This window comes from Kitasatospora sp. CMC57, from assembly GCF_045866025.2.
GTDB lineage: Bacteria > Actinomycetota > Actinomycetes > Streptomycetales > Streptomycetaceae > Kitasatospora.
Genome location: NZ_AP035881.2, coordinates 4,797,327 through 4,817,392, shown reverse-complemented (window position 1 = coordinate 4,817,392; position 20,066 = coordinate 4,797,327). Strand labels below are relative to the sequence as shown.

Below are 20,066 nucleotides of genomic sequence, written 5' to 3'. Positions count from 1 at the left end.
CCCTGCTTCGGCCGATTGGCGAAGCAGCAGGTCAGAGTGTTCCAGCGGGTTGCTGACGGCGTATTGCCGCAGTGTTGCCGCTCGTTTCGATTCGATCAGGTGTGAACAGGACCCCCTGGTACGTGAACTGATCCGCTGTTACGTTCTGCTCGGCCGGACACCGACTTGGCTGCCCATGCTCAAGCGTCGCCACACCTGGCGGCCACCGACTCTTCCCGGGGGAACCCCAGATGGACACCTTCACCGCCGCCCGCGGCCTGCGCCGCGCCGCCGTCCTCGCCATCGCACTGACGCTGGCCGTCACCGGGTGCAGCTCGGCCGGCTCGGGCTCGGGGGACGTGGCGAAGAACGTGGTGCCGGCCCAGGACGCCGAGGACAACAACCCGCAGCCGCTGGAGAGAATCAAGGACGGCGGCGAGTTCCGGCCTCCGCTCCAGCAGTGGATCACCCAGTGGAACCCGTACCAGGTGGACGGGCGGTACGGCGACGCGGTCGAGATCATGGGCTACACCGAGGCCAAGCTGTTCCGCACCGACGCCAAGGGCGTCTTCAAGCCGGTGCCGGAGTACCTGGCCTCGGCCGAGGTCACCTCCAAGTCGCCGCAGGTGGTGACCTACAAGATCAACCCGAAGGCCAAGTGGTCGGACGGCAAGCAGATCGGCGCGCAGGACTTCAAGGCGGTGTGGGAGTCCACCAACGGCAAGAACCCGGCCTACAACATCGCCGACTCCTCCGGCTACGAGCAGATCGCCTCGGTCGAGCAGGGCGCCGACGCCCAGGAGGTGAAGGTCACCTTCGACAAGCCGTACGCGGACTGGCAGAACCTGTTCAACCCGCTGATCCCGGCCGCCGGCATCGCCACCCCCGAGGCGTTCAACCAGGGCTGGATCGAGCAGGTGCCGGTCACCGGCGGACCGTTCAAGTTCGGCGCGATCGACAAGACCGCGCAGACCATCACCCTGGTGCCGGACCCCAACTGGTGGGGCCCGAAGCCCAAGCTGGACAAGATCACCTACCGGGTGCTGGCCATCCCGGCGATCACCCAGGCGTTCCTCAACAACGAGGTGGACTACGCCTCAGCGGGCAGCGCCACCGCGTACGGCCAGCTCAAGGACGCCAAGGACGGCGTGATCAGGACCGGCACGCCGTGGGACGAGGTGCACATCTCCTTCGGCGGCAACGGGCCGCTGGCCGACAAGTCGCTCCGGCAGGCGCTCGGCCTGGCGCTGGACCGGGCCGCCCTGATCAAGATCGTCAACCAGGGCGTGCCGGTGGAGTTCAAGCCGCTCGGCAACCACCTCTTCATGACCAACCAGAGCGGCTACCAGGACAACTCCGGCGACTGGGTCAAGTTCAACGTTCCGGGCGCCAAGGAGCTGCTGGACAAGGCGGGCTGGAAGGAGGCGACGGCCGGCCAGCCGCGCACCAAGGACGGCCAGCCGCTGGAGCTGCACTACGTGCTGAGCGACGGCTCGGCGCAGGCGCAGATCGACATGGCCACCGCCGTGCAGAACATGCTCCAGCAGGTCGGCGTGAAGCTCACCGTCGACAAGGTGCCGAGCAAGGAGTACTTCGGCAAGTACATCAACCAGGGCAAGTTCGACCTGGCCAGCTGGCGCAACACCGGCTCCTTCCCGCTCTCCGCCGGGGTGGCCAACTTCCGTGCCCCGCAGGGCGACAACGTGTTCGGGAACTACTCGAAGCTGGCCACCCCGGAGATCGACGAGCTGCTGCGCACGGCGGCGGCCACCCTCGACCCGGCCGAGGCGGCCAAGCTCTACAACAAGGCCGACGCGCAGATCTGGGAGCTGGGCCACACCTACGAGCTGTACCAGCGGCCGAGCATCGTGGCGGTCCGCAAAGGCCTGGCGAACTTCGGGGCGGGAAGCCTGGCGGACACCGACATCACCAAGGTCGGCTGGGAGAAGTGACCCCTGAGAGGTACGGGCTGACGGACGCCAGACGGCACTGACGAGCAGCGCGGTGATCACGAGGCCGGTGGCACGGGCCAGCGGGTGACCCACCCCCGTGTACCGCCACCGGCCTTGACCTTCCGCGTTGCTCGCCGACCGCCCGCGTCGTCCTTGCACTGCCGAGGAATCTAGCCGGTCAAACCCGACACGCCGAACAGCACTCACGGGGCACGCCCGGGGACCCGGCCGCTGTCACCCGGTTCGCGCACTCCGTCGTCAACTCTCGCTGACGACACGAGAGAACGGGCGGCGGCCGGCCCGACGTGCCGCGCTGCTACGTGCGTCGCCGAGGACGGGCTGCCAGGATCGCGGCATGACCAGCAGCGAGACCGTCCCGACCGATCCGGCGCCGTTCCGCCGGATGACGCCCCGGAGCAAGAGCGAGAGCCACCGGGCCGCCACGCCCCTGGAGCTGTTCTTCGACCTCTGCTTCGTGGTGGCGGTCGCCCAGGCCGGTTCCCAGCTCGCCCACGACCTGGCGTCGGGTCACCTCGGCCACGGGCTGTACAGCTACGCGTTCGCGTTCTTCGCGATCTGGTGGGCCTGGATGAACTTCAGCTGGTTCGCCTCCGCCTACGACGTGGACGACGTGCCGTACCGGCTGACCACGCTGGTCCAGATCACCGGCGTGCTGATCCTGGCCGCCGGGGTGCCCCGGATCTTCGCCGACCAGGACCTCACCCTCTCGGTGGTCGGCTACGTGGTGATGCGCCTGGCCATGGTCACCCAGTGGCTGCGCGCCGCCGCCTGCGAGAGCGGCGGCGCGCGCACCATGGCGCTGCGCTACGCGGCCGGCATCACGGTCTGCCAGATCGGCTGGGGCCTGGTGCTGCTGGTGCCGGAGGGCGCCCGGGTATGGGTGCTGCCGCTCGGCATCGTGGCCGAGCTCTCGGTGCCCGCGCTGGCCGAGCTGCACTCCCAGAGCACCTGGCACCCGCAGCACATCGCCGAGCGGTACGGCCTGTTCACCCTGATCGTGCTCGGCGAGACGGTCTCCGCCGCCACCCTGGCGATGCAGGCCGCGCTGGACGAGCACGAGGCGCTGGGCGAGCTGATCCCGCTGGCGACCGGCGGCATCCTGATCTGCTTCGCCGCCTGGTGGATCTACTTCGCCCGGCCGGTGCACCACCTCCTCACCTCCAGTCGGCGGTCCTTCCTCTGGGGTTACGGCCACTACCTGGTGCTCGGCTCGGCCGCCGCGATCGGCGCCGGGATGGAGGTCGCGATCGAGTACGCGACCGGCGAGGCGCACATCGGTGCGGAGGCGGCCACCGCCGCTGTCACCGTGCCCACCGCGCTCTACCTGTTCACCGTCTGGCTGCTGCACGCCCGGCACACCAAGCGCGGCCCGGCCGAGGTGCTGCTCCTCCCGGTCGCCGCGGTGGCCGTACTGGCCTGCACGCTGCTCGGCGCGTCGGGCGTCCTGGCGGCCGGGCTCGTCTGCGCGGCGGCGGTGGCAACGGGCGTCACGCTGCACTCCCGTCAGTCCTGACTGTGAGGATGGGCGGACCCACTACGCCTGGAGGCCCGCATGCCGTCCGTCCCCGACCAGCTCGGCGACCTGCCGTACGCGCACCTGCTCGTCCCGCACACCGGACCGCTCCGGCGCGACGAGCGATACGACACCGTGCACTTCGAGGGCCCGGAGCTGGACGGCCCGGCGAACGGCGCGAGCTTCCTCGAGTGCGCCTTCACCGGCGTGCAGCTGAGCGGTGCCAAGCTCCGGCAGGCCCGGTTCAACGAGGTCTGGGTGCAGGGCAGCCGCTGGGTCGCGGTGGACTGCGCAGAGACCGAGTGGCAGGACACCGGTTTCGTCGGGACCGTGCTGGCCGGACTGACCGCGTACGGCTCGGCGCTGCGCCGGGTGGTGTTCCGCCAGTGCAAGCTGGAGGCGGTCAACCTGCGCGCGGCCACCCTGCGCGACGTGGTCTTCGAGGACTGCCTGCTGCGTGACGTGGACTTCGGCGGCGCCAAGCTGACCGAACTCTCCTTCCCCGGCTCCACCCTGGAGGAGGTCCGCCTCGGCGGCGCGACCCTGCGCCAGGTCGACCTCCGCGGCGCCAGCCGGCTCGGTCTGGCCGACGGGCCGGACGGGCTGCGCGGCGCGATTCTGGGCAGTGCCCAACTCTTCGAACTGGCCCCGCAGTTCGCCCAGGCGCTCGGGATCACCGTGCGGGACTGAGCCCCGACCGTTCATCCGGCCTTCGCTCCGCCGGTCCAAGTTGAACAATCCAACAAGCCTTGATGGAAAGTCCTGGACCGGCGCCCCGGGCTGCACAAAGATGCCGCCTGAACGATGGCGTGGACACAACGTGTGTGCACAACATCGCTACCGAAGGGACGGGCAGACGGGATGTCCGAGCTGAGTCGTAGGAAGTTCATGGCACTGTCGGCGAGCGCGGCGGCCGGGGCGGCGGTGGCCACTTCGGCGGCAGCCGAGGTCAGCGCCGCGGCCACCGTGGCCGGAGGCACGGCCGAGGCGGCCGCGCTCGGCCTCGACGCGACCGGGACGATCACCGACGCAAAGCACATCGTGGTACTGATGCAGGAGAACCGCAGCTTCGACCACTACTTCGGCATGCTCAAGGGTGTCCGGGGCTTCGCCGACCGGGCCGCGATCCAGATCCCCGGCGGGCACAGCGTCTTCAACCAGCCGAACGGCACCGGCCGCCAGTACCCGTGGGCGTTCAGCGCCACCAGCCCGGCCGGCGGGCAGACCCCGGAGCGGCTGGCCCAGTGCAGCGGCGACCTCGCGCACTCCTGGAACGACCAGCACAGCGCCTGGAACACCGGGAAGATGGACAACTGGGTGGCCGCCAAGTCCAGTGTCAGGGCGCTCGGTTACCTCAACCGCAAGGACATCCCGTTCCACTACGCCCTGGCCGACAACTGGACGGTCTGCGACGCCTACTTCTCCTCCACGCTGAGCGCCACCGGACCGAACCGGACCTTCCACTGGAGCGGCCAGATCGACCCGGACGGCAAGGCGGGCGGCCCGGCCTACAACGGCGGCGACGAGTCCGGACTCCGCTGGCAGACCTACGCCGAGGCGCTGGAGAACGCCGGGGTGAGCTGGAAGCTCTACCAGAACGCCGCCGACAACTACGGCGACAACGCGCTGGCCTACTTCAAGCAGTTCACCGACGCCCCGGCCGGCAGCCCGCTCCGGGTCAAGGGCATGGGCTCGGTCCCCAAGGTGACCGGCAAGACCCCCGAGGACATAGCCGCCGCGATCCGCGCCGACGTGCTGAACGGCACGCTGCCGCAAGTCTCCTGGATCGTCGCCGACGAGGCCTCCTCCGAGCACCCCTACGCGCCGCCGAACGACGGCGCGCACTTCGTGCACCTGGTGATGGACGCGCTCAACGCCGACCCGGCCGTCTTCAACTCCACCGTGCTGTTCCTGAACTACGACGAGAACGACGGCTTCTTCGACCACGTGCCGCCGCCGGTCCCGGTGACCGGCACCGCAGGGGAGTTCTACAACGGCCAGCCGATCGGCCTCGGCTTCCGGGTCCCGATGGTCGCCATCTCGCCCTGGAGCCGGGGCGGTTGGGTGAGCTCCGAGGTCTTCGACCACACCTCGGTGCTGCGCTTCCTGGAGACCTGGACGGCTGCCCTGGGCAAGCCAGCGACCTGCCCGAACATCAGCGCCTGGCGACGCAAGGTGACCGGTGACCTGACCGGCGCCTTCGACTTCGCCAACCCGGTGTACGGGATGCCCGCGCTGCCGGACACCTCCTTCGTGATCGGCCAGTCCAGCTGCGGCCCGCTGCCAAACCCCGCGCCGACCAACAACGCCCTGCCGCTGCAGGAGGCCGGCACTCGGCCGGCCCGCGCGCTGCCGTACCAGCCGAACGCCAACCTGGACCACCTGGAGTTCGGCGCCAACGGGGTGATGAAGGTCTGGATCAAGATGGCCAACGAGGGTGCGGTGGCCACCAGTTCGGCCCACTTCGCGGCCTATGCGAACGCCTACCGCAGCGGCGGGCCGTGGCAGTACACCATCGACCCGGGCGGCAGCACCAGCGACTTCTTCAACTGCGGCACCAACTTCGGCAACGGCCCGTACGACCTCGGCGTCACCGGCCCGAACCGGTTCCTGCGCCGCTTCAAGGGCGACGCCACCAAGCCCGGCAAGACGGTCACGGTGACCGCCTCGTACGCGAACGCGCCCGACACCGGGAAGGCGGCGCTCTGGTTCCGGCTGGCCAACGCGGGCACCGCGGCGGTGACCTTCACCGTCACCCCGAACAACTACCGCGCGGACGGTCCCTGGACGTACACCGTGCAGGCCGGCGGCAACACCAGCGACTGGTTCAACGCCGTCGCGTACCAGAACGGTTGGTACGACTTCACGGTCACGGTCAGTTCCGACCCGAGCTGGTCGCAGCGGTTCACCGGGCACATCGAGACCGGCGCACCGAGCATCTCCGGCTGACGCGGCCGGTCCGGGTCGGCGGTCCTGGTCGGCCGTCCGGGTGGGCGGTCGGCGGGCGATCGGCGCAGGCTGGAGGTATCCGGCCGGGCGGTCGTCCGCCGCCCGGCCCTTCCCCCGGAGGTGAGTGGGATGACGACGGAGCCCGAAACGGAGCCCGAGACCGAGTTCGGCCCGGACCGGTACGCCAGGCCCCGCAGGGTGGGCGGACCACGCGGCGCCTGGCGGCTGCTGGAGCACGTCCAGCCGATCACCGTCGTGCTGCTGGTCGCGGCCTCGGCGGGCCTGGTCCTGGTCGCCGTGCAGGTCGACAACGCCTTCGCCATGGCGGCGGCCAGCCTGGTCTGGCTCACCACCCTGTTCGCCCTGATGGGCTGGCTGGGCCGTCGCCACGAGGAGCAGGCGGCAGGACGGCACCGCAGGCCCGCCTGACCTGGCGCCCTGCCGACCGGACGGAGCCGACCGTGACCGCGCGATCACGATTTCGGAGTTCCGGCTGACGTCGCGTACAGTCTCCGACGTCAGACAGGCGCCGCTAGCTCAGTTGGTTAGAGCAGCTGACTCTTAATCAGCGGGTCCGGGGTTCGAGTCCCTGGCGGCGCACCGCGAGGCAATCGCCTGACCGGGCCGTCCTTCCTTCGGGAAGGGCGGCCTCCGGCGTTTCCGGGTCCGGCGCGAACGACCCCGGCCCGTGATCACCCGGGCCGGGGTCGAGGGTTCTGCGACCGTGACAGGTGGCTCAGAGCCCGGCCGGGACCTTGTCCAGGAAGCCGTGGACGCTCTTGATCTTGCCGGCGCCGTCCAGGACCGCGACGTCGAAGCCGATGACGATGTTCTCGCCGCCGGCCGCCGGGACGAGCTCCCACTGGAAGCGCGCGATGTTGTGGTGCGCGTCGATGTCGCCGTACTGGTTGAAGACGAAGCCCTGGAACTGGTCGCGCGCACCGCTGATCACCGCGGCGACGCCCTCGTGGCCCTCGACGTCGGCCAGCGGGTCCGTGTAGGTGGCGCCCTCGGCGAACAGGTCGGCGATGGCGTCGGCACGCTTGCCGGCGTCGGCCTCGTTCCAGATGGCCAGGTAACGGGTCACCACGTCGTTGAGATCACTCATGCCCAAACTCCCTACGTCTACGAAACTCATCATCGGCACCACCCGATGACGGGCAGCGACGCACCCACTCTGGAGCAGGCGGGTGGAGCTGCGCTGGACCGCCGCTGGAGCCGCCGCCAGCAGGGACGGAGCCGCACGCCCGTCCTCCTCGCCCGGCGCAGTCAGCTCCGGGTCAGGACGGGGTCAGGCTCGGGTGTTCGCATGGTGCCCGACCTGCGGCGGCCGACCTGGACGGCGGCAACGGCACCGGCCGCGACCGGGCGGGTCCACGAAGCAGACGGAGGCGATCGCTGTGAGGAACCAGAGCCCGTACCACCCGGCCCGGAGGTCGGTCCGATGACCGTGACCGCTGCCACCGAGCAGCTGATCTCGCTGTCGGCGCCGGAACGGGCCGACGCCCTCAGGGAGTTGGTGGCCGGGGAGTTCCGGGTCACCATGCTGTTGGAGCCGGACGAGGAACTGCCGCTGGACCGCAGCTACTTCGACCTCGGGCTGACCTCACTGCGGCTCACCGAGATCAAGCGCCGGCTGGAGCAGCGGCTCGGGCTGGCGATCAGCGCCAACACCATGTTCAACGAGCCGACCATCGAGGCGCTGGTGACCCACCTGTCGGGTCTGCTGCCCGGCGGCGGCACCGATGCGCCGGCGGACGACGCCCCGGTCGCGCAGGACCACGCACTGCTCGACGAAATCCTCAAGGACCTCTACCAGTCCTGAGCACCGGCGGACCTCTCCCGCCGTCGTATGGAAGGGAACCCATGCCCGACACCGCCGCGCCCGTGGGGGATCAGCTCCGCAGCGCCCTCGAAACCGTGCGCAAGCAGCAGGAGCTGCTCAAGGACCTGATGCTGGAGAAGTACGAACCCATCGCCGTGGTCGGTGTCGGGCTGCGCTTCCCCGGTGGCAGCAACAGCCCCGACGAGTTCGCCGACTTCCTGCGCGACGGCCGGTCGGGCATCGGTCCCTTCCCGGCGGACCGCTTCGACCTGGAGCGGTTCACCGAGGCGGCGGGCGCGGAGGAGACGGACGGCGAGCCGTCCCAGGGCCGGATCCGGGCCGCCGGCGGCGGTTTCCTGGACCGGGTCGACCTCTTCGACGCCGGCTTCTTCAACATCTCCCCCAAGGAAGCCCAGTACATGGACCCCCAGCAGCGGCTGCTGCTGGAGACCGCCTGGGAGGCCCTGGAACACTCCAACATCGACCCCGCGCCGCTGCGCCGGGGCAACGGCGGCGTCTACATCGGGGCCAGCTCGATCGACTACGCGCTGGAGCTGGAGTCGCTCCCGTACGAGGAGCTGGACGGCCACCTGGCCTCGGGCATCACCTTCTTCCCGCTCTCCGGCCGGCTCTCGTACTTCCTCGGCTGGCGCGGCCCGTGCGTGAGCCTGGACGCCGCCTGCGCCTCCTCGCTGACCGCCGTGCACGCGGCGGTCCAGGGGCTGCGCCACCGGGAGTGCGACATCGCGCTGGCCGGTGCGGTGAACGCGCTGCATCACCCCCGGATCCCGGTGATCTTCTCCAACGCGAACATGCTCGCCCCGGACGCTCAGTGCAAGACCTTCGACGAGTCGGCGGACGGCTACGTCCGCGCCGAGGGCTGTGCGGTGGTGGTGCTCAAGCGCCTGTCGGACGCCAAGCGGGACGGCGACACCGTGCTCGGCCTGATCCGGGGCTCCGCCGTCGGCCAGGACGGCGACAGCGCGGGCCTGACCGTGCCGAACGGGCCCGCCCAGGAGGCAGTGATGCGGGCCGCGATCCACCGCGCCGCGCTGCGCCCGGAGGACATCCAGTACGTCGAGGCACACGGCACCGGCACCCCGCTGGGCGACCCGATCGAGATGGGTGCGATCAGCGACGTGTTCGCCAAGTCGCACACCAAGGCGGCGCCGCTGACCGTCGGTTCGGTGAAGACCAACCTCGGCCACATGGAGCCGGTGGCCGGTCTGGTGGGCGTGATCAAGACGCTGCTGCAGATGCGCGAGTCGGTGATCTATCCACACCTCAACTTCCGTACGCCGTCCGGCCGGATCCCCTGGGACCGCTACCCGGTGACGGTGCCCACCGAGAACCGGCCCTGGCCCGCCGAGGTCAAGCGCGCCGTGGTCAACAGCTTCGGGTTCGGCGGCACCATCGCCGCCGTCGTCCTGGAACAGCCGCCCGGCTTCGCCACCGGCGCGACCGGCACCGAGGAGCCCGACGCCCGCCAGGTCTTCACCCTCTCCGCCAAGAACCGGCGGTCGCTGCGCCGGCTGATCGAGCGCTACCAGGAGCACCTGGAGCGGACCCCGGGCATCGACGTGGCCGACCTCTGCCACACCTCCAACGTCGGCCGCTCGCACTTCCCGCTCCGGATCGCCGGGGTGGTCGGCGGCCGGGAGGACCTGGACGGCCTGCTCGCCAAGGGGCTGACCCAGCTGGACCGCCGGGCGGTCGAGGCCCCGGAGGCCCGCAAGACCGCGTTCCTGTTCACCGGCCAGGGCTCGCAGTACCCCGGCATGGGCGCGCCGCTGTACGACCGCTACCCGGTGTTCCGCCGCCATGTGGACGAGTGCGACCGGCTGTTCGCCCCGCTGCTCGGCCGGTCGGTCCGGGATCTGGTGCTCGGCGTCGGCGAGGACCAGGAGGCCGTTCACCAGACCCGGTACACCCAGCCCGCGCTGTTCACCCTGGAGTACGCGCTGGCCCAGCTGTGGATGGACTGGGGTGCCCGGCCCAGCACCCTGATCGGGCACAGCATCGGCGAGGTGGTCGCGGCGACGGTGGCCGGGCTGTTCAGCCTGGAGGACGCGGTGACCCTGGTGGCCGCCCGCTCCCGGCTGATGCAGTCGGTCTCCGCCCCCGGTGGGATGGCCGCCGTGCCGGCCGCCGCCGCCGAGGTGACGCCGCTGTTGGAGGGGTACTCCGACCTGGCGCTCGCGGCGGTCAACTCGCCCGACCAGTGCGTCATTTCGGGCGGGAGCGACTCGCTGGCGGAGGTGACGGCGATCCTCCAGGAGCGGGGCTTCGCGGTGAAGCAGCTCCAGGTCTCGCACGCCTTCCACTCCCCGCTGATGGCGGAGGTGTTCGACGAGTTCCGCGCCGTACTGGCCGGAATCCACTTCCAGCAGCCGCAGTTGACGCTGATCTCCAACCTCACCGGCAAGGTGGCCCGGCCCGCCCAGCTGGCCGACCCGGAGTACTGGGTCAGGCACATCGGCGAGCCGGTGGCCTTCGAGGCCGGCATGCGGGCGGTCGAGCGGCGCGGCAAGCACGTCTTCGTCGAGATCGGCCCGTCCACCGCGCTGACCACGCTGGCCCGCAAGTGCGTGGCGGCGGACGAGCACCGCTGGCTGAGCAGCCTGCACCCGAAGGAGCAGGACGGGCTCACCATCCTGCGCTCGCTGGCCCAGATGTACACCGCCGGGCAGCCCGTCTCCTGGCAGGGCTTCCACCGCGACCGGCCCCGGCGGCGGATCGGGCTCCCGCTCTACGCCTTCGATCGCAAGCGCTACTGGCTGCCGAACGGCAGCGGCCCCGGCACCGAGGAGGAGACCGGCGAGCGGCACTTCCTGCACGTGCCCACCTGGGTCGAGCAGGCCGCCGAGCCGGAGGCCCCGGCCTCCCGGCACGTGCTGGTACTGGGCGCGGGCCACGCCGCCTTCCCCGAGCCCGCCGGGGCCGGCCTGCGGGTCACCCCGGTCTCCACGCCCGAGGAGGCCGTCAAGCTGCTGCGCACCGAGGGCGCGACCGACCTGGCCTGGTTCTGGCAGCCCGGCGAGGGGCCGGCCGGAGTGGACCGGCTGCGCGCGGAGTGCGAGCGGAACTACCGTGAACTCCTCGCGCTGCTCGATGACTTGGAGCAGGACGGGACAGCCCTCGGGCTGCGCCTCTGGCTGGCCACCCGGCAGGCCCAGGTGCTGCCGGGCGACCCGGCGGGCGACGGCACCCAGCTCGCCGCGGCCACCCTGTGGGGCTTCGGCCACGTGCTGCTGAACGAGCGCCCGATGCTGCGGGTGACCCTGGTCGACCTCCCCGCCGGAGCCGGCGGGGAGCAGGACCTGGCGGCCGAGTGGCTCGCCCGGGACACCGGGGACTTCCAGGTCGCGTACCGGGACGGCGTGCGCCGGGTCCGGCGGCTGCTGCCCGCCGAGGAGGCCGGCCGGCCGGCCGAGGGCGCGCCGATCCGCGCCGACCGCACGTACCTGGTCACCGGCGGCCTCGGCGCCCTGGGCCTGGTGACCGCCCAGCGGCTGGTGAAGGAGGGCGCCCGGCACCTGGCCCTGCTCGGCCGGCGCCCGCTGACGGCGGCGGAGACCGCAGCCGTCCGGGAGCGGATCGGCACCGAGGCCGAACTGACGGTGCTTCAGGGCGACATCGGCAGTGCCGAGGACACCCGTCGGGTGCTGGCGGCGCTCCGGCAGGCGGAGCAGCCGCTCGGCGGCATCGTGCACGCCGCCGGTGCGCTGGCCGACGCGCCGGTCTCGGCGCAGACCTGGGAGAGCATCGACGGGCTGTTCGGGGCCAAGGTGTACGGCAGTTGGATGCTGCACGAGGCCGCCGCGGACTTCCCCGAGCTGGACTTCTTCGTCGCGTTCTCCTCGGCGGCCGCGGTGGTCGGCGGTGCCTCGCAGTCCAACTACGCCGCCGCCAACGCCTTCGTGGACCAGTTGGTGCACTGGCGGGCCGGCCAGGGCCTGCCCGCGCTGGCCGTCAACTGGGGCCCCTGGTCGGAGGTCGGCATGTCGGCCCGGCTGAGCGCCCAGCACGTCAAGGCGCTGGAGCGGGAGGGCATCACCTTCTTCACCCCCGCCCGGGCGCTGGACACCCTGGTGTCGCTGCTGAGCCGCGACCAGGGCCCCGCGCAGCTGGTGGCCGGCGAGTGCGACTGGGACCGCTTCTCCGCCGCCAAGCCGGTGGTGAACGCGCTCTACAGCGCTCTGGTACGGGCGGAACAGGGCGGCTCGCGGACCATCGACGTAACGCAGCTGCGCATCCTCCAGGAGTCGGAACGGATCACCGAGATCACCGACTTCATCCGTCACCGGGTCGCCGAGGTGCTGCACATCGAGGACCCGGACGACGTCGGCCCGAACACCGAGTTCGCGCAGGTCGGCCTGGACTCGCTGGTCGCGATCGACCTGAAGAACGCGCTGGAGGCGGCCCTGCGGGTCCCGCTGCCGCCGTCGATGGCCTTCGACTACCCGACGGCAGCCCTGCTCGCCGCCCACGTCAACACCCAACTCGCGCTCCCCGGCAGTGCACCCGGCGTCTCGGAGTGACCGGCATCAGAGTGAAAGGTCCGCAACGGCCATGACCGACAGCACAGCCCAGACCCTCGTCACCGTCTCCGCCCAGCACGCCCGGCAGCGTCCCGGCCACCCGGCGGTGGTCTGCGAGGGCCGGGTGACCACGTACGCGGAGCTGCACCGGGAGAGCAACCGCACCGCGCACGCCCTGCTGGCCGCCGGTCTCGGCCGGGGCTCCCGGGTCGCCTACCTCGGCAAGGAGTCCGAGCACTACTACGAGATCGCGCTCGGCTGCGCCAAGGCGGGCGCCGTGCTGGTGCCCGTCAACTGGCGGCTGACGTCCGGCGAGGCGGAGCACATCCTGCGGGACTCCGGCGCCGAACTCCTCCTCGTCGAGGAGGCGTTCCGGCCGCTGGTCGACCGGATCCGGGCGGACCTGCCCTCGCTGCGCACCGTGGTGGCACTGGCCGCTCCCGGGCCGGCCGGTGGCGGCCAGCGGACCTGGCACGCCGACCGGCCGGACACCGACCTGGATCCGGGCACCGGCTCGCACGACGCGGTGCTGCAGATCTACACCAGCGGCACCACGGGCGCGCCGAAGGGCGTGGTGCTCGCCCACCGGAGCTTCTTCACCCTGCCGGAGGCGATGCGGCGCAGCGGCCAGGACTGGATCGACTGGCTGCCGGAGGACGTCAACCTGATCTCCCTGCCGGGTTTCAGCATCGCCGGCATGGGCTGGTTCATGCACGGCTTCGCGGCGGGCGGCACCAACGTGGTGATGCGGATGTTCGTCAGCGAGGAGGCCGTCCGGCTGATCGAGGCGCACCGGGTGACCACCACCTTCGCCGCGCCGGCCATGCTGCAGATGATGATCGAGGAGCCCGGGGTCACCCCGGAGACGTTCAGGTCGCTGCGCAAGGTGGCCTACGGTGCGGCGCCGATCTCGGAGTCCCTGCTCAAGCGCTGCCTGGACATGCTGGGCTGCGAGTTCGCGCAGATCTACGCCAGTACCGAGACCGGCACGGTCGCGGTCTGCCTCCCGCCGGAGGACCACTACCCCGGCAGCCCGGTGCTCGGTTCGGCCGGGAAGGCCTGCCCGGGGCACCAGTTGAAGATCGTCGACGGCGAGGGACGCACGCTGCCGCCCGGCGAGATCGGCCAGGTCTGCGTGTTCACCCCGGCCAGGATGCTGAGCTACCACCAGCTGCCCGAAGCGACCGCCGAGACCCTGGTCGGGCTCTGGCTGCATCTGGGGGACGCGGGCTACCTGACCGAGGACGGCTACCTGTTCCTCTGCGACCGGATCAACGACACGATCATCGCGGCCGGGCAGAACATCTACCCCGCCGAGATCGAGAAGGCGCTCGGCGAGCACCCGGCGGTGGCCGAGGTGGCGGCCCTCGGAGTGCCCGACGAGCTGTGGGGCGACGCCGTGCTGGCCTGCGTGGTGCTGCGGCCGGGACAGCAGGCCGGGCCGCGCGAGCTGCTGCGCTTCCTCTCGGGCCGGCTCGCCGACTACAAGGCGCCCAGCCGCTGGGAGTTCGTCGACAGCATCCCGCGCAACCCCACCGGGAAGATCCTGCGCCGGGTGCTCCGCGAGCGCCACCTGGCCGACCGGGCCGCCGTTCCCGCGCAGGTCTGACCCACCGTCGAGAACGAGGAGTCCGCAATGAGCACCACGACCCATCCGCTGCGCTTCGGGCTGCTGTTGCCCACCCGGGAGATGGCGATGACGGGCGACTACGCCGTCGGGCCGCTGCTGGAGCTGGCCCAGGAGGCCGAGGCGGCGGGGTTCGACTCGGTGTGGACGGGTGACTCGCTCACCGCCCGCCCCCGGCTCGACCCGCTGATCGTGCTGGCCGCCGTGGCGGGGGCCACCTCCCGGATCTCGGTGGGCACCGGCGCGCTCACCGCCGCCCTGCGGCACCCGCTGATCGGCGCCAACATGGTGGCCAGCCTGCACCACGCGGCGGGCTCCCGGCTGGAGTTGGGGGTCGGCGCGGGCTTCCCGATGCCGGAGAGCGAGGCCGAGTTCGACGCGGTCGGCGTCCCGTTCGCGGGCCGGTCCGGGCGGCTGGACGAGACCGTCCGGCTGTGGAAGCAGGCCTGGGGAAGCGGACAGGACCCGGCCGCCGGCAGCTTCCGGGGCAAGCACCTGACGGCGGACCTGCTGCACCGGCTGCCGCCCGCCGCCACCGCGGCGGGCCCCCGGGTCTGGCTCGCGGGCAGCGACACCCCTCGGGTGCTGGAGCGGGTCGCCTCGGGCTACGACGGCTGGCTGCCGTTCCTGCCCACCACCGAGGCGTACGACCGGGCCTGGCGGCGGATCGGCGAGCTGCTCGCCGAACGCGACCGGCCCGCGGACGCGGTCGTCCCCGGCCTGTACGCCACCCTGAACGTCGACTCCGACCGGGCCCGCGCCGCCGCCGGGCTGGACGAGTACGTCCGCGGCTACTACGGCCGCCCGCTGGACGTCATGACCGGCATCCAGGCGTACGGCTACGGCTCCGCCGAGGAGTGCGCCGAGTGGCTCACCGGGTACGTCCGGGCGGGTGCCCGCCACGTGGTGCTGCGGATCGGCTCGTTGGACGCCGCCCGGCAGTTCAAGGAGCTCGCCGAGCACGTCCTGCCGGCCGTCCGCGCCAGCGTCGGCTGACCACCGCCTCACACCAGGAGAGAGCATGACGACCCCGACCGCCCTCGGCCAGTGGCTGCAGCCCGCCGAGATCCGCCCCGACGCCACGATCAGGTTGTTCCTCTTCCCGCACGCGGGCAGCGGGGGCACGATCTACCGCAACTGGCACGAGTACCTGCCGTCCGACATCGCCCACCAGATCGTCCAACTGCCGGGCCGCGAGAAGCGGTTGGGCGAGACGGCATTCACCGAGATCGAGCCGCTGGTGGAGGCGGCCTACGAGGCGATCGCGGACGACCTGGACGACCGCCCCTACGCCTTCTTCGGGCACTGCCTCGGCGCCCAACTCGCCTACCGGGTCTCGCTCGCGATGGCCAGGGACGGGCAGCCCGCGCCGGTCCTGATCGGCGCCTCGGGCTGGGCGCCCGAGGGGTTCTCGCAGGTGACGTACGAGCAGAGCCTCATGCCGGAGCCCGAGTTGGTGACGTGGATGCGGACCCTCGGCTCGTTCCCGGAGGAGGTGTACGGCAACCAGGACCTGCTGAGCATGATCGTCCCGGCGCTCCGGGCCGACCTGGCCGTGGTCTCCACCTACGTGGACGACGGTGCGGCCACCAACTGCCCGATCGTGGCGTACAGCGGCAAGTCCGACCCGCTGATGGACCCGGGTGCGATGGCCTCCTGGGACAAGCGCTCCCCCGAGTACCTCGGCAACAGCGAGTTCGTCGGCGACCACTTCTACATCGACCACGCCGAGCACGCCCTCGCCGTCACCTCGGACCTGGTGCGCCACCTGCGGCGGGTGGTCGACGCCCGGCGCTGACCGGGACGGTCCGCGACACTCCAGCGTCTCTCCAGTGGCGCTCCAGCACCGCCGGGGACCATCACCGGCGACAGTGGCGTACACACGCGATCACAGAACGTATTCGAACAACCTCCCACATGAGGGACAAGGGGTTTGCACCGATGACCGACACAGCGGACCTGAGCACGAAGGCGGGGCCCGCGGCGGCCCCGGCCGAAGACCGGCCCAACTGGTCGACACTGCCGGTGGTCCTGGCGCCCACCTTTATGATCACGTTGGACATGTTCATCGTGAACGTGGCCATCCCCTCCATCCAGGAGGACCTGCACGCCGGCACCGGAGCGATCCAGTTCGTGGTGGCCGGCATCAGCCTCGCCGTCGCGGCCGTGCTGATCACGGCCGGCCGGCTCGGCGACATCTACGGCCGGCGGCGACTGTTCGCCATCGGCCTGGCCCTGTTCACCGTGGCGTCGGCCGGTTGCGGCGTGGCACCGGACGCCGGTGAGCTGATCGTCGGCCGGGTGGCCCAGGGTGTCTCGGCCGGTCTGATGATGCCTCAGGTGCTGGCCATCCTGAGCATCGCGTACACCGGCGCGAACCGCCTCAAGGCCTTCAACGCGTACGGCATCTCGATGGGCTTCGCCGGCGTGTTCGGGCAGCTGATCGGCGGCGCGCTGATCAAGGCCGACCTGTTCGGCCTCGGCTGGCGGGCGATCTTCCTGATCAACGTCCCGATCGGCATCGTCGTCCTGCTGCTCACCCGGCGCCACGTCCCGGAGTCCAAGGGGACCGGCAGCTCGAAGCTCGACCTGGTCGGCACCGTCCTGGTGACGCTGGGTCTGGTCGGCGTCATCCTGCCCCTGATCAAGGGCCGTGAGGAGGGCTGGCCCGCCTGGACCTGGGAGTGCCTGGCCGCCTCGGTCGTGCTGCTCGCGGTGTTCGCGCTCCACCAGCGCCGGCTGGGCGCCAAGGACGGCGCACCGCTGATCAACATGGCGCTGTTCGGGCAGCGCGCCTTCTCGGTCGGCCTGATCACCACCATGCTGTTCTACGCGGTGATGTCGACCTTCTTCCTGGTCTTCGCGCTCTACCTGCAGCAGGGCCACGGCCTGTCCGCGCTCGAGTCGGGTCTGATCTTCGTCCCGCTCGGGACCGGTTTCTTCCTGTCCTCGATGATCGCCAAGCAGATCGGCGCCAAGCTCGGGCAGCAGGCTCTCGCGGTCGGCTCGGTCGTGCTGGCGGTCGGGCTCGTCGTCCTGGAGCTCACCGCCGACCACCTCGGCACCGACGGGGCGATCGGCTGGATCACCCCGGCCCTGCTGGTGGCCGGCTTCGGGATGGGCATGGTGATGGCTCCGCTGTCCGCGTCCGTCCTGGCCGGCATCCCGCCGCAGTTCGCCGCCGCGGCCTCCGGTGTGCTGTCCACCGCGGTCCAGGTCGGCACCGCCCTGGGCGTCGCCATCATCGGCAACCTCTTCTACAACGCGCTCGGCTCCCCGGTCCAGCCGTCCTCCTTCACCCACGCGTTCGTGCTGAGCAGCGAGGTACTGGCCGTGCTGTCCGTCGTCGTGGCGGTCTCGGTGCAGCTGCTGCCCAAGCCCGCCAAGCGGGGCTGACCCGCAGCAGTCCCACCGCAGCGCCCGTGGCACCCGTGCCACGGGCGCTGCGTCGTCCCCACCACTACCCGGACGCGGCGTCAGCCGGCGGTCAGGGACGCGTCACCGTCACCTCCCACACTTGTGCCAGCCCGACGGGGGGCTAGAACAGGGGATACGTGACATGCGTTGGCAGGACATCTACATAGCGGGTACCGGAGTCTTCCTGCCGGAGAGATTTCCGGTCGCGGACGCGCTGGAACAGGGCCTGGTGCGTGAGTTCAACCAGGGTCTCGGCTACGAGTCGGTGCTGGTCGACCGCAGCGGCACGGCCGCCCCGGACATGGCCGTGGGCGCCGCCCGGCAGGCACTCGAGCGGGCCGGCATCCCCAGCGAGAAGTACGGGCTGCACCTGCACGCCCACCTCTGGTACCAGGGTCACGACTGGTGGTCGGCGGCCAACTACGTCGCCGCCCGGTCCTCCGGTAACCAGGCCGTCGCCTTCTCCATCGACCAGCGCTCGCTGACCGCGCTCGGCGGGATGCACCTGGCCGCCGGCTACCTCAGCTCCGGCGCGGCCTCCACCGCGATGATCACCACCGCCGACCGGTTCACCGCCCCGATGATCGACCGCTGGAACACCCAGCGGCAGCTGATGTTCGGCGACGGCGGCACCGCGGCCGTGCTGTCCCGCACCGGCGGCGTCGCCAAGCTGGTGGCCACCGTGGCGTTCGGCGAGAACGCGATGGAGACCTGGACCCGCGGCGACGAGCCGTTCCTCGACTTCCCCGGCCAGACCTCCCCGATCCCGGTGATCGAGCGCGCCGAGGCCCGGATGTCCGCGCCGGAGGCGGCCGCCGACTGGAAGCTCTGGGTCGACAGCATGCTGCGGCTCAGGGACGAGGTGCTGGCCGAGGCCGGCATCGGGATCAAGGACATCGTCCGCGCCGCCATGCCCTTCCAGCACCGCGGCGACGGCCAGGCCGAGATGCACGACCTGATCGGCCTGACCGAGGAGCAGACGCTCTGGCGTGAACTCGGCCGCTACACCGGCCACATCGGGGCCGGCGACCCGTTCGCAGGGATCAACCACCTGCTGGAGAACAGGCTCGTCGAGCCGGGCGACCACGTCCTCGCCTACGGCTGCGGCGTCGGCTTCAACTTCTCGGCCGCCGTCCTGCAGATCACCGAAACTCCCGCCTGGTGACCCGGCCCCACCCCAGACCGACCGACTCCGGAGACCCCATCATGCGCCACACCACGGACATCTTCCTGGCCGCCACCGGGACCTGGCTGCCCGACGAGCGCCGGTCGCTGGCCGACGCCGTCGCCGCCGGACTCGTCGGTGAGAGCCACCGCGACCTCGGCTACGAGTCCATAGCCGTCGAGGAGTCCGGCACCGCGCCGGTCGACATGGCGGTCGCGGCGGCCCGTCAGGCCGTCGGACGGTCCGGCGTGGCCGGCGCCGACTTCGGGCTGCACCTGCACGCCAGCGTCTGGTTCCAGGGCCTCGACTGCTGGGCCCCGGCCGCGTACGTGGCCAACCAGGCCGTCGGCCCGCAGGCCATCGCGTACAGCGTCGACCAGCGGTCGGCCGGCGGTCTCGGCGCGGTGCACCTGGCCGCCGCGTACCTGTCCTGCGGCACCGTCGCCAACGCGCTGGTGACCACCGCGGACCGGTTCGACGGCCCCGCGATCGACCGCTGGAACTCGTACGTCCAGGCCATCTGGGGCGACGGCGGCACCGCGCTGGTGCTCTCCACCGAGGGCGGGTTCGCCCGGCTGCTGTCCAGCGTCGTGGTGAGCGACAACAGCCTGGAGCGGTGGGACCGCGGCGCCACCCCGTTCGCCTCGGGGCCGCTGCAGGAGACGCCCGTCCAGGTCGAGAAGCGATTCGAGCAGCACGCCGCCACTCCGGACGCCGTGGCGGAGTTCGCCCAGTGGACGGCCGCCGTGCTCGCGGCCAGGGACCAGGCGCTGGCCGAGGCCGGGGTGGAGCTGGGCGACCTGAAGCGCGCCGTCCTGCCGTTCGTCCACCGGGGCGGCGGTCAGGCCGAGTTGCACGACCTGCTCGGCCTGACCGAGGAGCAGACCGTCTGGCGCGAGTTCGGCCGGCACGTCGGGCACCTGGGCGCGGGCGACCCGTTCGCGGGGCTCGACCGCCTGCTCCAGGACGGCGCGCTCGCCGTCGGCGACCGGGTCCTGCTCTACAGCGTCGGGGTCGGGTTCACCATGGCGGCCGCCGTCATCGAGATCACCGACCTGCCCGCCTGACCCGCCGCCT

General features: G+C 71.4%; 14 protein-coding genes and 1 tRNA gene. 14 read left to right on the top strand and 1 reads right to left on the bottom strand.

The features are described 5' to 3' along the window. Nucleotides 1-230: 230 nt before the first annotated feature. The 6 genes from ACKUU6_RS21660 (at nt 231) to ACKUU6_RS21635 (ending at nt 7,014) form a co-directional block, all read left to right on the top strand. On the top strand, nt 231-1,931 hold the full coding sequence (locus ACKUU6_RS21660) for an ABC transporter family substrate-binding protein (RefSeq protein WP_407990219.1): 1,701 nt from the start codon (nt 231-233) through the stop codon (nt 1,929-1,931). Between the two features lie 355 nt (nt 1,932-2,286). Continuing rightward, nucleotides 2,287-3,465 (top strand): low temperature requirement protein A, encoded by a 1,179-nt coding sequence (locus ACKUU6_RS21655; RefSeq protein ID WP_407990218.1) that lies wholly within the window; start codon nt 2,287-2,289, stop codon nt 3,463-3,465. Between the two features lie 39 nt (nt 3,466-3,504). Next, complete coding sequence (locus tag ACKUU6_RS21650) at nt 3,505-4,155, top strand: pentapeptide repeat-containing protein (RefSeq protein ID WP_407990217.1); 651 nt, start codon at nt 3,505-3,507, stop codon at nt 4,153-4,155. 171 nt (nt 4,156-4,326) lie between these two features. Continuing rightward, nucleotides 4,327-6,414, top strand: a complete 2,088-nt coding sequence (locus ACKUU6_RS21645) for a phosphocholine-specific phospholipase C (RefSeq protein WP_407990216.1) — start codon at nt 4,327-4,329, stop codon at nt 6,412-6,414. Nucleotides 6,415-6,543: 129 nt separating this feature from the next. Then, nucleotides 6,544-6,843 (top strand): hypothetical protein, encoded by a 300-nt coding sequence (locus tag ACKUU6_RS21640; RefSeq protein ID WP_407990215.1) that lies wholly within the window; start codon nt 6,544-6,546, stop codon nt 6,841-6,843. 97 nt (nt 6,844-6,940) lie between these two features. Further along, nucleotides 6,941-7,014 (top strand) — tRNA-Lys (locus ACKUU6_RS21635). A gap of 136 nt (nt 7,015-7,150) precedes the next feature. On the opposite strand, the gene ACKUU6_RS21630 is transcribed toward ACKUU6_RS21635, so the two are convergent. Further along, on the bottom strand, nt 7,151-7,522 hold the full coding sequence (locus ACKUU6_RS21630; protein WP_407990214.1) for a nuclear transport factor 2 family protein: 372 nt from the start codon (nt 7,520-7,522) through the stop codon (nt 7,151-7,153). Between the two features lie 336 nt (nt 7,523-7,858). Here ACKUU6_RS21630 and ACKUU6_RS21625 point away from each other — a divergent pair, with 336 nt between their 5' ends. The 8 genes from ACKUU6_RS21625 (at nt 7,859) to ACKUU6_RS21590 (ending at nt 20,056) form a co-directional block, all read left to right on the top strand. Further along, nucleotides 7,859-8,239 (top strand): acyl carrier protein, encoded by a 381-nt coding sequence (locus ACKUU6_RS21625; protein ID WP_407990213.1) that lies wholly within the window; start codon nt 7,859-7,861, stop codon nt 8,237-8,239. Between the two features lie 41 nt (nt 8,240-8,280). Then, entirely contained in the window at nt 8,281-12,780 is a 4,500-nt protein-coding gene (locus ACKUU6_RS21620) for a type I polyketide synthase (protein WP_407990212.1), read from the top strand. A gap of 31 nt (nt 12,781-12,811) precedes the next feature. Further along, nucleotides 12,812-14,389, top strand: coding sequence for a fatty acid--CoA ligase (locus tag ACKUU6_RS21615; protein ID WP_407990211.1), 1,578 nt, complete (start codon nt 12,812-12,814; stop codon nt 14,387-14,389). Nucleotides 14,390-14,416: 27 nt separating this feature from the next. After that, complete coding sequence (locus ACKUU6_RS21610; protein WP_407990210.1) at nt 14,417-15,403, top strand: LLM class flavin-dependent oxidoreductase; 987 nt, start codon at nt 14,417-14,419, stop codon at nt 15,401-15,403. A gap of 25 nt (nt 15,404-15,428) precedes the next feature. Continuing rightward, on the top strand, nt 15,429-16,205 hold the full coding sequence (locus ACKUU6_RS21605; RefSeq protein ID WP_407990209.1) for a thioesterase II family protein: 777 nt from the start codon (nt 15,429-15,431) through the stop codon (nt 16,203-16,205). A 143-nt stretch (nt 16,206-16,348) separates the two neighbouring features. Next, entirely contained in the window at nt 16,349-17,803 is a 1,455-nt protein-coding gene (locus ACKUU6_RS21600) for an MFS transporter (RefSeq protein WP_407990208.1), read from the top strand. Between the two features lie 163 nt (nt 17,804-17,966). Then, complete coding sequence (locus ACKUU6_RS21595) at nt 17,967-18,989, top strand: ketoacyl-ACP synthase III family protein (RefSeq protein ID WP_407990207.1); 1,023 nt, start codon at nt 17,967-17,969, stop codon at nt 18,987-18,989. Nucleotides 18,990-19,030: 41 nt separating this feature from the next. Next, nucleotides 19,031-20,056, top strand: a complete 1,026-nt coding sequence (locus ACKUU6_RS21590; RefSeq protein WP_407990206.1) for a ketoacyl-ACP synthase III family protein — start codon at nt 19,031-19,033, stop codon at nt 20,054-20,056. Nucleotides 20,057-20,066 lie beyond the last annotated feature (10 nt).

Excerpts from the sequence above, each read along its gene's own strand:
- ACKUU6_RS21660 (WP_407990219.1), top strand. The coding sequence starts at position 231 with ATGGACACCTTCACCGCCGCCCGCGGCCTGCGCCGCGCCGCCGTCCTC.
- ACKUU6_RS21655 (WP_407990218.1), top strand. The coding sequence starts at position 2,287 with ATGACCAGCAGCGAGACCGTCCCGACCGATCCGGCGCCGTTCCGCCGG.
- ACKUU6_RS21650 (WP_407990217.1), top strand. The coding sequence starts at position 3,505 with ATGCCGTCCGTCCCCGACCAGCTCGGCGACCTGCCGTACGCGCACCTG.
- ACKUU6_RS21645 (WP_407990216.1), top strand. The coding sequence starts at position 4,327 with ATGTCCGAGCTGAGTCGTAGGAAGTTCATGGCACTGTCGGCGAGCGCG.
- ACKUU6_RS21640 (WP_407990215.1), top strand. The coding sequence starts at position 6,544 with ATGACGACGGAGCCCGAAACGGAGCCCGAGACCGAGTTCGGCCCGGAC.
- ACKUU6_RS21630 (WP_407990214.1), bottom strand. The coding sequence starts at position 7,522 with ATGAGTGATCTCAACGACGTGGTGACCCGTTACCTGGCCATCTGGAAC.
- ACKUU6_RS21625 (WP_407990213.1), top strand. The coding sequence starts at position 7,859 with ATGACCGTGACCGCTGCCACCGAGCAGCTGATCTCGCTGTCGGCGCCG.
- ACKUU6_RS21620 (WP_407990212.1), top strand. The coding sequence starts at position 8,281 with ATGCCCGACACCGCCGCGCCCGTGGGGGATCAGCTCCGCAGCGCCCTC.
- ACKUU6_RS21615 (WP_407990211.1), top strand. The coding sequence starts at position 12,812 with ATGACCGACAGCACAGCCCAGACCCTCGTCACCGTCTCCGCCCAGCAC.
- ACKUU6_RS21610 (WP_407990210.1), top strand. The coding sequence starts at position 14,417 with ATGAGCACCACGACCCATCCGCTGCGCTTCGGGCTGCTGTTGCCCACC.
- ACKUU6_RS21605 (WP_407990209.1), top strand. The coding sequence starts at position 15,429 with ATGACGACCCCGACCGCCCTCGGCCAGTGGCTGCAGCCCGCCGAGATC.
- ACKUU6_RS21600 (WP_407990208.1), top strand. The coding sequence starts at position 16,349 with ATGACCGACACAGCGGACCTGAGCACGAAGGCGGGGCCCGCGGCGGCC.
- ACKUU6_RS21595 (WP_407990207.1), top strand. The coding sequence starts at position 17,967 with ATGCGTTGGCAGGACATCTACATAGCGGGTACCGGAGTCTTCCTGCCG.
- ACKUU6_RS21590 (WP_407990206.1), top strand. The coding sequence starts at position 19,031 with ATGCGCCACACCACGGACATCTTCCTGGCCGCCACCGGGACCTGGCTG.